Here is a 13,301-nt window from a genome sequence, read left to right on the forward strand (position 1 = left end):
TCGGGTGAGAGATCGTTCACGAGTCGGGTACCCGTGTGTGGTGAGGTGAAACTCCGCGAAGCGGCTATGCCGGACATTGCTGACGCGGCGGCGGCATGGCTTGTGAGTCCCACCACCCGAACGGCATAGGCGTTCGGTAGCTGATAGGTTTCGATGCGGATAGCAAAGGCTTTCCAGCGCAACAGCGTTCACGCAATCTTCGGGGAGATTGAATGAGAAAGACAGTTGTCTCAGGTATCGCCGTACTCACGCTGGTGGGAACAGCGGGTGCGGCCGGGCTGGCTACGGCGCCCGCGTACGCGGCACCGGCCGCGTCGGTGACGGCCGGCTCCACACCGACGTTCATCGGACTGGCACCGACCGCCGCCGACAAGCAGGCCATCAAGGATGCGGTGCTCGCGGCGCTGCAGTCGTCGCCGGTCGCCGAGGAGACCGAGACCGAGAGCGACAGCGCCGTAGACAACAGTGCTACGACGGATGAGTCCGCCGACACCGGGACCGGTTCGGCGGGATCGTCGAGCGGCTCCTCGTCGGGTTCCGCCGACCTCGCTCCGCTGCTTGACGACTTCCTCGACAACTTCAACTGGGCGATCGTCACCGTGCCGTTGATCTCGGCGTTCCTGCAGGCGCAGGGCCTGCCGGCGGTGGTGGCCACACCGCTGGCCCAGCTCATCTGGGGAGCCATCGAGTCCATTCTCCCGGCGCGGGCCGCGTAGAAGGCGACTCTCACCGTCCGGATCGGCTCCGACGCATCGCACCGACCGCGATCGTCGGAGCCGATCTGTGTGTTGGTTGCAGTGTGCTCAACGTCGGCGGTGTCGTCCCCCGGAACGCGCCCGCCAGAGCGTGATCGCCGCGATGATCACGCCGATCACCGACAGCAGGTCCGATTCGGTGACGCCATGGGCGCGGCTGTAGCTCCACAGCACGCGCCCTTCGATGGGGCCGTTGCCCACCACCCACATGCCCGACACCACGACCAGGGCGATCGCCGCCCGCACCGATGGCCGCGCCAGACACCACGCGCCGGTCACGAACAGCAGGTTCAGGATGACCAGCGCGTGGAACGACGCGGACGCGCTCATCGGCCCGAGACCCCGGAGCGGGCTACTGCGCTTCGGGCAGCCCGTACGCCGCCAGCACCGTCTTGGTCCACAACTGCTGGCCGTCGGCGTTCGGGTTCACACCGTCGCGCAGCAGCGCCGACAACTGAGTGTTGTCGGTGGGGAACGCTGAGTTCACGTCGATCACCTGGATGCCCTCGGCGTCCATCGCGGCGGCGAAACCCTCGAGTTGCGCGTCGGCGTTCGCGCCCTGGGCGGGACTCTGTTTGATGGCCACCAGGTCGGCGTCGGGGTATTGCGTGCGCAGTTCGTCGATCAGCGGCTGCAGCTGGGGCGCCAGCGGCTGCGTGGTGTCTTGAGTGTGTCCGAAGTTGAGCATGATCAGGTCCGGCGTCACGTCCGGGGCGATCATGGTGTCCAGATTCTCGAGCGTGTAGTCGGCGTCCTTGCCGGATGCGCTGGCATTCCAGTAACCGACCGGGCCGTTCGGGCCGTCGCCGAGACCCACCATCTCGCCGTAGCTGTTGGTGGCGGTGTTCCAGTACTTGGTGGCCACCGGGCGTTCGAGTGTCTGGCTGATGGACTCGCCGAGCGCCGGAGCCCAACCGTTCTTGTCGGCGCCCGTCGAGTCACCCAGCAGCACGAGCGTTCTCGGGGTTTCCGGGTTGGCTCGCGCATCGTCGACGAACGCCACGGTGGCCGGGGTCTGCATGGCGGTGCTCGTGGTGGGCAGCGACTGCGCGGCCGGCGACGACGTCGGCGCGGTGCGATTCGACGACACGATCAGTCCGACGACCAGGATGATGACGCACACGCCCATGACGATCCACGCCCACAGGGGCGCCGAATCCCAGATCCGCTTCACAACTTTCGGCATCCCCGCACACTCCAGACTCCGGAATCGACCACAAACCCACAATTCGCCGGTCTGCAGCGCCGGTTTGCTTCAGCGCCGCCCCCGACCGTGTCACTGTAGCGGGCAATCGGCCCGATGTTCTCGGTGAGTCGGCGCCGGTGAGCTCAGCAGTCGCTCGGCACGACCTGCCCGGCGAGGCGGTCGCTCATCCATTTCGCCATCATCGAGCCTGGATCGAGCGAATGTCCCTGTCCTTCACGGCGTACGCGCAGCACCCGGTCGTCGACGTCGCAGGCACGCGCAAGTGTGAGTTGCATTACATCGGGCGGGATGATGTCGTCGCGGCTGCCGTAGAACGCGACGATCGGCACCTCGGTGTGCTCGCGTGGCAGCGCGTAGGACTGCACCGCATCCATCAACTCGTCGGCGGCCGCCGACGTGACGGCGGTGAAGGCCTCGGCATCCGGTGGGGCGGGTTGGGTGGCCAGGGCGGTGCCCGTCGACGAGCACGACAGTGCCGGTGTGACACCCGCTCCGAGATGGTCTGCCGGCGTCACCTGCTCGGCCCCCTGCGCCACTCCCTGAACCAGCACGGGATAGAGGTAGCGTTGCGCCACCGTCAGCGTCTCGTCCTGAGCGTTGCGCACCAGGTAGGTCGCATCCAGCAGCGGTGCCACCGCGACCACCCCGAGCAGTTCGCCGGTGTCGTCGCCGTAGTCCGCGTACTGTTCGGCCGTCGCCCACGCCGCCGAGCCGCCCTGGGATCGTCCCACCGCGAACCACTGCGACCCGATCGACGGCTCCACGGAACGCGCCGCGCGGACCGCGTCGATCACGTTGTAGGCGGCCGTGTGCGGTTCCAGATACGGGTGTGCGGCGCTCTCACCGGTGCGGATACCGAGCCCCTGATAGTCGGTGGTCACCACGGCATAGCCGCGACGCAGGAAGTCGTCGACGGCACCGAGGTCGCCGAACATGTCCGGGCGATCCGACGGCGCGCAGTCGCGGCTGATACCGGTGGTGCCGTGCGCGTAGGCGATCAGCGGCCACCCGTCGTCCGGGCGCCGTTCATCCGAAGGTATGAAAACGGCGCCGCTGACCGCGGTGGCCGCGCCGTCCACACCCGAAGTCGAGCGGTAGACGATCCGGGTGATGTCGGTACCGTCGGGCAGGGTGGCGGCCCACGTGTCCAGGCCGGGGTCGGTGCGCATCACCTCACCGCGTCCGGTGCGGGCATCGGCGCTGATCGCGACCCCCGACGACGTGCTCGCCGGTACCTCGGTGGTGTCGGTGGACGCGCAGGCAGCGGTCATCGGCAATGCGGCCACCATGCAGGCCATCACCGCTGACTTCCACCGCTTTTGCACACGAGAAAGGTAGCCGCTCCGCCGCGATGGGCAACCTCGACCACCGGCAATGCACGCCCGAAGGTATTTCCGCGGTTTGCGTAGACGGGCGGGGTCACCGATTCTGATCGGGTGGAGTTGACGATCGGGGGGCGCGACTCGGCGATCGACGCAATCGCCGACGCCGATACCGAGCCGATCTCCGTCCTTCAACGGCCGTTGAGTCGCCGCAAGTCCGAAGCGCCTGCGCCGGAATATGATCCGCAGGCGGTGGCGCCGCCTGACGACGACGAGGTCTACGACTATCTGGGCCCGCAGATGCGCTGGATCCAGTTGTTCCTGATCGCGGCTTTCGTGCTGGTCGGGTGGTCGATGATTCTTTTCGCCACCGGTCGCCCCTATTTGTGGCCGGTATTGATTGTTCTGGCCGCAAATGTGATCGGAACCACATTGTCGACATTGACCGGTACATACCGGCGCCGGGTGACGTGGCAATCGCATCAGCGCACGATCACCGACTGGCAGACCCACGACGGCTGGCATCCGTCGGTCGACGTCTTCCTGCCGACGTGCGGTGAGAGCCTCGACATCCTGCGCACCACCTACCGGCACGTCCGGTCGTTGCAATGGGCGAGCCCGTTGACCGTCTACGTGCTCGACGACGCCGACCGCGACGAGGTGCGTGCGCTCGCCGCCGACCACGGCTTCCGCTACATCGTCCGATCCGACCGTGGGCATTTACGCAAGGCCGGCAACCTGCGGCACGCGTACTCGGTCAGCGCCGGCGAGCTGATCGTCATCTTCGACGCCGACTTCTGCCCGCGGCCCGACTTTCTGCAGCACCTGGTGCCCTACCTCGACGACCCGCAGGTGGCCATCGCGCAGAGTCCGCAGGCCTTCGCCACCACCGAGGCGATGAATTGGATTCAACGCACCGCCGGGGCGACCCAGGAGTTCTTCTACCGCTGGGTGTTGCCGTCGCGCGATCGGATCGACGCGGCCAACTGCGTCGGGACGTCGGCGGTCTACCGCCGCAGCGCGCTCGACGAGGTCGGCGGGTTCGCCGCCATCGAACACTCCGAGGATCTGCACACCGGGCGGCATCTGCAGCAGGCGGGTTACCAGATCCGATACGTGCCGGTGGTGCTGTCGCGCGGGCTGTGTCCGTCGGATCTGGCCGGCTTCCTCAACCAGCAGTACCGCTGGTGTCAGGGGTCGCTGTCGCGGCTGCGCAACGACCACATCGAGGCGCCGCGACGGATGCGGATACGGCAGTGGTTCGCCCACTGGGCGGGCATCTTCTACTACCTCACCACCGCGATGAACGTCTTTTTGCTGTTCCTGCCCGGCATCGTCATGGCCGCGGTGTATCCCGACGATGTGCGACCCGAACAGCTCGTCCCGTTCCTGCTGGGTCTGTGGGTGTACGTGGTGCTGTTCCCGCTGGTGTCGCGCTCGCGGTGGCGGCTGGAGGTGCTGCGCGTGCAGATCGCCTACAGCTTTGCCCACACCATCGCCATCTGGCACAAACTGATCGGCCGCGAGATCGACTGGGTGCCGACCGGGGCGATCGGCAAGAGCAACGCGCTGGCGCGGTCGATCTCCTGGCTGGGAACTGTCTCACTCGGCGGTTCGCTGCTCGCGTTCTGGGGGTTCATCCTGCGCGACATCGTGGTCTATGGGCTCGTCGACTTCTGGATGATGTTCGGCTTCGTTCTCGCCTACACCTACCTGACCGGCCCCCTGTTCCTCGAGTTCCTCCGAGTTCTCTTTCCCCGCCTGTCCCCGGCCTCCGAGCAACGGGGTGCCCCGTTGGCGGAGGCGCCTGTTTCGGAGCCTGCCGACGGCTCACGAACAGCGGTCCAACCGCACCCCACCCGCACCGACCACCGCCCCCGCTCCACCAACTGGAACCGCATCACCGCGTGGGAGGTGATCGGCTACACCAGCGCGATCGTGTTCATCGGTGCGCTGGCGTTGGGCTGGTTCGACATCATGCTGCCGTGGGCGGGCGCGTGACGACAGTCGACGACGAGGCGCCCACTCAACCGATCCGCTCGGTGAGCGACACCCGGACCCCGGCCGCGAAGACATTCTTCGACGACATCGCCGGCCTGCGTGGCATCGCCGTACTGCTGGTGGTGCTGTTCCACGCGCATGTCCCGTTCGTGACCGGCGGATTCGTCGGCGTCGACATCTTCTTCGTCATCTCCGGGTTCCTCATCACGCGGCTGCTGATCCGCGAATACGAACGCACCGGGTCGTTGTCGTTCAAGGGTTTCTACGCGCGGCGGGCGCGGCGGATCATTCCGGCGGCGGCGTTGGTGATCGTGGTGTCGATCATCGGTGCCGCGCTGACCATGCCGCTGCTGAAGGTCTTCAAACAGGCCATCGATCTGCTCGCTGCCGCAGCGCAAGTTGCCAATTGGCATTTCCTCTCGCAGAACGCCGACTACCTGGCCGGCGCCATCGACGGCAGTCTGGCAACCCATTTCTGGTCGTTGTCGATCGAGGAGCAGCTGTACTTCGTGTGGCCACTGGCGGTGTTCGGCGCCGCCGTCATCGCCTCACGTACCGCCCTGCGCCGCCACGTGTCGATGCGGGTCGCCGTGGGAGTGGTGGTGGGCGCGGTGACGCTCGCCTCGCTGATCGCCGCCATCCGGATCACCCCGACCGATCCAGCCACCGCCTACATGGCCACCTACACCCGCGCGTGGCAGTTCGGTGTGGGCGGGCTGATCGCGGTGGTGGCACCGTTGTTCGCGTTGCGGTGGAAGTCGCCCCGGATCACTGCGGCCGTCGCGATCCTGGTGGGATGGCTCGGCTTCGCCGGCATCATCGTGGCCGCGACGATGATCGACGCCCACACCCCCTACCCCGGCACGGCCGCCCTGTTGCCCACCATGGGTGCTGCCCTGGTCATCGTCTCCGGCCAGCTGTTCCCAGCCTTCGGCCGAGCACCTTCCGCGCCGCTGCGCCCTTCCTCTGGTCGAGTAGCTGCCGAGCCGCTGCGCCCTTCCGCTGGTCGAGTAGCTTCCGAGCCGCTAGGCGAGGAGGCGTATCGAGACCAGTCCCACCGCCCAACCCTCACCGTCGCCCGCCTCCTCGCCACCCCACCCCTGACATTCCTCGGCCGCGTCTCCTACGCCTGGTACCTCTGGCACTGGCCGGCGATCGTCCTCTTCGAAACCGTCACCGGCGCATCGTCGTGGCCAGTTCTGCTGCTGGTCTCGCTGGTCGCGCTGGGTATCGCGACCCTGTCGACGCTGTTCTTCGAAGAACCGATCATCAACAACCGCGAACTGCGACGCAACGCCTCGGCATCGATCTCGGTCGGCGTCACCGGGGTTGTCGTCGGGCTCACCGTCACGATGATCGCCGGCATCCTCACCGTGCAGATCGCCAGCCGCGACACCGTCGCCAATGCCGCGCTCAGCTACCAGTCGGTGTTCGGGAACGAGCGTGGTGAGATGGCGGGGCCAGTGGTGCCCAACCCATTCCAGGCCTACGACGACCGACCCGAGCCGCACGGCTGTCTGATCCCGGTCGGCGAGAGCGCCGCCGGCCACGACTGCACTTTCGGTCCCGACCATGGCACCCCGGTCGTGGTGTTCGGCGACAGTCACGCCGACCAGTGGTCCGAAGCGATCCGCAGCATCGGCGCCAGCCATGGCTGGCGGATTCATCAGTTCACCAAAGCGGCCTGTCCTGCACAGAATCTGGCGCCGCGTCGCGGAGTCGGCGACCCCTACACCCAGCCGGAGTGCCTCCGATGGCGCGACGGAGCGCTCGCCGACATCCAGGCGGTGGCGCCCCGCATCATCTTTGTGTCATCGTTGTCGACCTACGTGCCCGACCGCGACGACGTGGAGCAGGCCTGGGACGACACGCTGACGGCCCTGCGCGCGACCGGCGCGAAGATCGTCTACATCGCCGACACCCCGTACCCGGGTTTCCAGATCGCCGACTGCATGTCCGGGGCGATGGACAACTGGCACAAGTGCGATTTCGAGCTCGACGGCTTCACTCGCATCGAACCGATCCTCGACGAGCAGGCGCGCGGGCAGAGCACCGATATCCTCACCATCGGCGTCAATGACCTGTTGTGCGACGGCAACCTGTGCTTCCCGGCACGCAACAAGATCCTCTTCTACCGTGACGACTCGCACCTGACCGCGACCGCCGCCGAGGTGCTCGAGCCGGCGCTGGTACGCCAGCTCGACGCCGCGAGGTTCGACTACGGCGGGCGCTGAACAGCCGGTGGAGTTTCACGCGCGCCCAGCGATCAACCGCGCGCACAGTTTCAAGCGCGAGTGATCAACGCACGCTCGAGGACTCTGGTGTCGGCCGACGATCCGCCCGTGCGTCAATCGGCGATGAATTGCACCTGACCGAACAGACCACCGGTGCCGCGTTCGCGTTGGCGACGAATCACATAGCGGCCCGGTGCGATTCCGGTGGCGCCATGTTCGGGGTGGATGAGGTAGGCGACGACGTCGTTCTCCAAGATGCCCAGGGCGAGTAGGGCCTCGTCGCGGACCGGCGACGACCACCTGCACCTGCCCCCGTCGGCCACCAACGTGTGTGGATTGCCGCCCGCGGCGCTGCGCAGGAGTTCCACCCCGGACAGTGGTACGTCCACCCGCTGGGTGTGGTTCACCGATCGCACGTCGCCGGCGACGAAGTGATAGGGGATCACCAGCAGGTCGCCTTGCGCCTGCATGCCGTCGATCACCGGGATCGAGATCGATTGGTCGAGATAGTCGAAGACGCTCAGGCCGCTGCGGTGGGTGAGGTCGGACAGGGTCATGTTCATGTGATCACCGTGGAGGTTGTTGTGGGTGGGGGAATCGGGGGACTCGGATCAGGTACGTCGGAGGAGGCCCGCGTAGTGTGCCCCGCGGAGGCCGTAAGTCCATCCGGCCGCGTCGACCGCAGAGGATATCCAGCCGGGTATCTGCAGACCGTAGCGGCGACGGTGACCGTCTCGTTCGCTAGAACCGTTGACGGCGAGCAGGATCTTCTCGTTCGTGCGCCATTCCGGCGGTGTCGAGTAGAGCTGCAGAGCGCCTCCAGGGTTGCCGGGATCGGGGGACTGATCCACCAATCTCAGGCCGGCAGCATCAATGTAGTTGTCCCAACCGATCCGCTCGATCGCCGTTCGACGGACCTCGACATTGCGTTCCCGCGCAATCTTTTCCGGTGAAGGATCGTCGATGACCCAGTCCGGAACCACGGTCCCGTGCACGACGTGTACCCCCGTACCGTCGACGAATTCCACTGCGCGGCGGTCCGGGTGATGCAGGCGCCGCTCGCCGTGTAGACCGGCCGGCGTCGGTTCGGTGTGGATCGCGATCGGTCGTTCGGCGAGAACGCACACGTCGTCGAACGGCCACCACCAGCCGGTGGATGTGGCGAGAGTCGCCTGTATGTCAACTGTCGCGTGGTCGGACGCGGACGCTCGGGCAACGCCGCAGCGCCACAGTGCGTCGCAGATCGCGACCCGGTGTGCCTCGTGTTGCCCATACCAGGCGACCACACCGTTCAGTGGCCTCATCTTGGTCCGGATCGTCGCCGCGATACCGTCGAACAGGCTGGTGCGCAACGAGTTCTGCACGGCGGTGCGAATCATCGCGCGTGGACCGATCCCGGCGTCGAGCGATTCTTGGATGGTCATCTCGGCAGCCGCGTACGGCGCCACCCGAAGCTCCCGTGCGGCGCGCAGGCCAAGGAACGGGAACCGCTGCCCAGGTCGCTCTCCGGTCACACGCTCACGAGCTCGACTGATTCGGTCGGCGATACGGCGCGAGGCGCTATCGCGTGACAGCGACACGGAGGCTGCCAGGCCCTCGGACGCGATAAAGTCGGTCGCTGCGGGCGGTGAAGTGGTCCAGACGAATTCGGGTTCCGGGTAGCCGCACCATCGATACAGTTGTGCGACAGCGGATTCGGCGGTATCTCGGTCGGCCGGCAGGGTGCACAGACCGTGTTCGAGCCATGTCGCACGTGCCTCGGTGATCTCTGCTGCCAGATCTGTGGATGAATGACGCTGAATGACTCGGTGACGAGTCGGCGGGGTGATCACGGCGCTCACGCGATGGTGGCGGTGTCCGCCTTTCCGGTAGTCATAGCAATCAAGAGTGGCACGGGATCGGCTCTCGCGCAACACCCGGTTGCCCAACCTGACGACCGGCCAAGGTTTTCGCGCGCGCGCAGCGATCACCCGCGCGTGCAGTTTCACGCGCGGGTGATCGACGGGCGCGCGAGGACCACGCGACCTACCGCACCCGGGCCAGCAATCGTCGTCGGGCCTGGTGACTTGTTCGACGCAGCTTGCGCTTTCGTCGTCGAGTACGTGCGGCGAGTCGTGCCGGCGAGATCGGCTTGCGCCGAACCGCCGCGTCCGCAGCCGGTGGTTTGGTTTCGGCGGGTTGTGGGTCCTCGCTGATCGTGCCGCCGCGGAGGTAGTGTTCGAAGAGTTCGCCGACCTCGTGTATCCGGTTGACCTGGGGTGGTCCTGGTGGGCTGCCGTCGAGCGGGTTCAGTGACCATCCGGCTCGCCCGGCGTCACGGCCGTGGCGGATGATGCGGGTGGTCCATTGTCCGGGTTTGGGGCCGACCATCCGATTGTGCGGTGGGCAGGCCGGTGCGTTCGTGTCGATGTCGGTGGTTCCGCCGTCGGCCCAATCCTTGTCTGCGTGATGGATTTCGACGATCGCACTCGGATGTGAGCAGCCTGGTTTGGAACATCCGCCGCCGCCGTCCTGGGCGAAGTGCATCAACCGTTGCGCCCGGCTGGCCAACCGTTTGGCGGTGCCCAGATACAGCGGCTGTGCTGTGTGGTCTTTGAATACGGCGAGGTGGAACTGGGCCTCGGCGGCCATTTCGATGATGTCGGCGATGGGTAGTTGGGTGCCGGTCGCGGTGTGCCCGAACCCGGCACGATCCCGCAGATCGGTTTCGTTGACCTTGACGATGATGTGTGGCGGCAGACCGCGGTGGCTCTTGCCGAGTACCCCACCGTCGAGGACCAGCTTGAACAGGGCTTGCAGTGCGTCGTGGTTGCGTTGGCCGGTGGATCGATTGTCGCGCCCGGCTGCCTCTTTCAGTTTCTCGATGTCGACGTCGAGAGTCGCGCCGCGTGGGGAGTCCTTGTTGTCGGGATTGTTCATCCCGGGGGCGGCCATTTTCGCCAGGATCACGTCGAGCATGGCGCGGGTGGTGGGTGTGAGGGCACCGTCGATCTCGCTCATCGATTGGTCGTCTTGATCACCGATGAGTACCGAACGACGCCGGGCGCGGTCGCGTTCATCGGCCAGGGTGCCGTCGGGGTCGATGCGGCTCAACAGTTCGGCGCCGGCCTTCAGGATCTGTTTCGGTGTGAGGGTGCGGGCGAACTCGGCCAACATCGCCTCGGCCTTCTCGGCGACGTCGAGTGGCACCGAGCGGGGAATCTTCTTGAGGACTTTCAGGACGGCATCGACATGGGCGGGTGTGGCTGCCCCGTCGGCGACTGCTGCTGCCAGGCCCGCATAGCGTGGTGGGGTGAGTTCGCCCTGCAGGGACCGGAATTGCGCCAGGGCCCGCATGTGTCGCATGCGGCGGCGGTGATCGGGGATGCGTAGATGGTGGGCCATCATTTCGCCGATGTGGCGGTAGCCGAGTTGGCCGGGCACGCCGCGGTCGTTGCAGTCCATCATGCGGCGATGCCCGATCAGACTCATCCGACGATGGGCACGCTCGTGTTGTTCGGCCACATCCAACACCGCGTCATCCATGGCGGAGGTGGTATCGACGGCATCGATACGGTCCAACAGGTCATGCAACTGCGCATACAGCTGCTGCACCTCACTGACTTGATCTGTGCCCGACACTGTGAATCCCCGACCGACGTTTCGAACGTACATTCGAGAGTAACCCCGATCTTCGATGTTCGCAACCTCTTGATCAGAATCACACAAGACCGGGGACGAAATGCCCTGACCTGGAACGTCGCAGCGGTGTGAACTAGAAGTGCTAGAACGAAACGGACACCCCGGGAGAAGGAGATGACTGATGACTGTGGGCGACGGCTCGATGGTCGTGGCGGTTGACGGCTCGGACAATGGCCTGGTCGCCACGCGGTGGGCGGCAGCCGCGGCCGAACGCGAGAAGCTCCCTTTGGACGTGGTCACTGCCTTCGAGATCCCGCCGATCGTGCCGACGCAGGCGTTTCTCGACGGGCTGCGCGCCGAGGCTCACCAGGGTGTCGACGAGGCGGCCGCGCTCGCCGGGAAGGTGGCGCCTGGGCTGCAGGTGACGGCATCTGTCGTCGAAGGGCGCCCGGCTCTGTTGTTGCAGGAGTTGTCGTCGCGGGCGAAGTGCCTGGTGGTGGGTAGTCGCGGACGCGGGGGAGTCGCGGGATTGTTGCTCGGATCGGTGAGCACCTATGTGGTGGCACACGGCGATTGCCCGGTCGTGGTGGTGCCGTCCGTAGAGGCGTCGAGGCCGTCGACGGGACCTGTCGTTGTTGGCCTGGACGGTTCGCAGGTCGCGCATGAGGCGGCGGTGGAGGCGTTTCGGCAGGCGCAGGCCCTGAACACCTCGGTGGTTGCCGTGCACACCTACAGCGCGTTGTCGGGTGAGGTCATCGGCGGTCGGCACCTGCCGCCGCGGGAACAACTCCACGACGAGGCGGTGGAACTGGTGGCAACCCAGCTCCGTGACGTACGCGAGCAGTACCCCGACGTCGACGTGAAAACCGTGCTGAGCGTGGACAAGCCGGCGCAGAGCATCCTCGATCATGCGAAGGACGCCCCGCTCGTGGTGCTCGGCAATCGTGGACGAGGTGGCTTCCGCGGACTGCTGCTGGGTTCGACATGCCAGTCGGTCTTGCACGTCGCGCAGTGCCCTGTGATGGTGGTGCACACGCAATAGGCTTCTGCGCCAGGGTTTAGCGATCGACGATGGTCGCCAATCCCTGCCGGAACGCTGCCGTGCTCGCCGGGGTCGTGTTGAATCGCCAGTCGCGTTCCTTATCGGTCTGAAACCACAGGAACGCCTCGAGGCGAGTCTCGGCGTCGACGATCGTGAAGAAGTCAGCAATCCAGTCCGCCTTCGCTTCGGGTGACGAACCCTCGGCGCATCCGACCTCGGTGATCAGTAGCGGCTGGTTGCCGCCCACTTCTTGTAGTCGACTGAGGCTGGGCGGGAACAGGTCTCGCGCCGACTGCCAATGATGCCCAGGCGCGTCGCCCCAGTTGTAGCCGTCGGCGGCCAGATAGTCGACGACGCCATGTCCCGGATACGCATCGGCGAAATCCGTGGTCGCGGCCGTCAGCGCATTGGGTGCCCAGACGAAGCGCACGTTGTCGGCACCGACGTCGTCGAAGATGCGCCACATGCGGTTCCACGCCGCCCGATACCCAGCGGCTGTGTTTCCGCCGATGCCGATCGCCCACGGATACCAGGTTCCGTTCATCTCCTGTGCGAACCGCAGCAGGATCGGCTTGCCCCAATCCACGAGCTGCGTCGCCCAGCGTCGGAAGTCATCGTCGAAGTCGCCGGATGCGATGCGTGACAACGCATACCGCGGTTGCTCGATCCCGCCGTCGGGTTGCCACGGCTCGAGACTGAGCAAAGGTCCGGCCCCGGCTTCGACGATCGCGTCGAGGTCGGCGATCGGTGCGTTGTCGCCGATCGCGGCGAACCGGTGCAGATACCCGGGGGCCGCGCCGGCCAGCGCGGCGAGCTGATCGATAGGCGACGGCGACGACGCACTCGCCGGTAGGACGCTCGGGATGTAGGCACCCCAGCGACGGTCGGGGACGGGTTCACCGTCAGTCGCCGGCGACGAGCATGCCGCCAACGGCAACGTCGCCGACCCGGCGAGCAACAGCGTGCGCAAGACCTCGCGGCGCGACCAGCCACGCGTCAGCGTGCGATCGGTCGGTGCGGTGGTCATGAGTCCATCTTGGCGGGTCGGTGCCGGCAGCGCCGTGGAGGGGATGCCGCCGCCGCAGTTGCTGAGGCGAGAACGTCGTGCATCGCAGCCGA

11 protein-coding genes are annotated in these 13,301 nt (G+C 66.4%); 4 read left to right on the forward strand and 7 right to left on the reverse strand.

What is annotated here, in order from left to right; translation table 11 throughout:
- Window positions 1-212 precede the first annotated feature (212 nt).
- On the forward strand, window positions 213-716 hold the full coding sequence (locus VX037_RS13865; protein WP_328714678.1) for a hypothetical protein: 504 nt from the start codon (window positions 213-215) through the stop codon (window positions 714-716).
- An 87-nt stretch (window positions 717-803) separates the two neighbouring features.
- Here VX037_RS13865 and VX037_RS13870 read toward each other — a convergent pair whose 3' ends face one another.
- From VX037_RS13870 to VX037_RS13880, 3 genes are all read right to left on the reverse strand, one after another.
- Complete coding sequence (locus tag VX037_RS13870; RefSeq protein WP_328714679.1) at window positions 804-1,085, reverse strand: hypothetical protein; 282 nt, start codon at window positions 1,083-1,085, stop codon at window positions 804-806.
- Between the two features lie 22 nt (window positions 1,086-1,107).
- Window positions 1,108-1,941 (reverse strand): SGNH/GDSL hydrolase family protein, encoded by an 834-nt coding sequence (locus tag VX037_RS13875; protein ID WP_328714681.1) that lies wholly within the window; start codon window positions 1,939-1,941, stop codon window positions 1,108-1,110.
- A 143-nt stretch (window positions 1,942-2,084) separates the two neighbouring features.
- Complete coding sequence (locus tag VX037_RS13880; protein ID WP_328714683.1) at window positions 2,085-3,287, reverse strand: alpha/beta hydrolase; 1,203 nt, start codon at window positions 3,285-3,287, stop codon at window positions 2,085-2,087.
- Between the two features lie 111 nt (window positions 3,288-3,398).
- Between VX037_RS13880 and VX037_RS13885 the strand changes: the two genes are divergently transcribed.
- Together VX037_RS13885 and VX037_RS13890 are read left to right on the forward strand one after the other, a co-directional pair.
- Window positions 3,399-5,285, forward strand: a complete 1,887-nt coding sequence (locus VX037_RS13885) for a glycosyltransferase family 2 protein (protein ID WP_442903672.1) — start codon at window positions 3,399-3,401, stop codon at window positions 5,283-5,285.
- Complete coding sequence (locus tag VX037_RS13890; protein WP_442903673.1) at window positions 5,270-7,519, forward strand: acyltransferase family protein; 2,250 nt, start codon at window positions 5,270-5,272, stop codon at window positions 7,517-7,519. Before VX037_RS13885 ends, VX037_RS13890 begins: the two co-directional genes overlap by 16 nt.
- Before the next feature lie 113 nt (window positions 7,520-7,632).
- On the opposite strand, the gene VX037_RS13895 is transcribed toward VX037_RS13890, so the two are convergent.
- From VX037_RS13895 to VX037_RS13905, 3 genes are all read right to left on the reverse strand, one after another.
- A complete protein-coding gene (locus VX037_RS13895) occupies window positions 7,633-8,082 on the reverse strand; it encodes a hypothetical protein (RefSeq protein ID WP_328714685.1) in 450 nt (149 codons plus the stop codon).
- A gap of 48 nt (window positions 8,083-8,130) precedes the next feature.
- Window positions 8,131-9,033 (reverse strand): DUF6745 domain-containing protein, encoded by a 903-nt coding sequence (locus tag VX037_RS13900; protein ID WP_328714686.1) that lies wholly within the window; start codon window positions 9,031-9,033, stop codon window positions 8,131-8,133.
- Window positions 9,034-9,544: 511 nt separating this feature from the next.
- Window positions 9,545-11,140 carry an HNH endonuclease signature motif containing protein gene (locus VX037_RS13905; protein ID WP_328714688.1) on the reverse strand — a complete coding sequence of 532 codons (1,596 nt, stop codon included), beginning with the start codon at window positions 11,138-11,140 and terminating at the stop codon, window positions 9,545-9,547.
- Window positions 11,141-11,321: 181 nt separating this feature from the next.
- On the opposite strand from VX037_RS13905, the gene VX037_RS13910 reads away from it, so the two are divergent.
- Complete coding sequence (locus VX037_RS13910) at window positions 11,322-12,182, forward strand: universal stress protein (protein ID WP_235724056.1); 861 nt, start codon at window positions 11,322-11,324, stop codon at window positions 12,180-12,182.
- A 16-nt stretch (window positions 12,183-12,198) separates the two neighbouring features.
- On the opposite strand, the gene VX037_RS13915 is transcribed toward VX037_RS13910, so the two are convergent.
- On the reverse strand, window positions 12,199-13,209 hold the full coding sequence (locus VX037_RS13915; RefSeq protein ID WP_328714689.1) for a glycoside hydrolase family 26 protein: 1,011 nt from the start codon (window positions 13,207-13,209) through the stop codon (window positions 12,199-12,201).
- Between the last annotated feature and the right edge of the window lie 92 nt (window positions 13,210-13,301).

The sequence above is a fragment of the Gordonia sp. Z-3 genome, from assembly GCF_036233855.1.
GTDB lineage: Bacteria > Actinomycetota > Actinomycetes > Mycobacteriales > Mycobacteriaceae > Gordonia > Gordonia tangerina.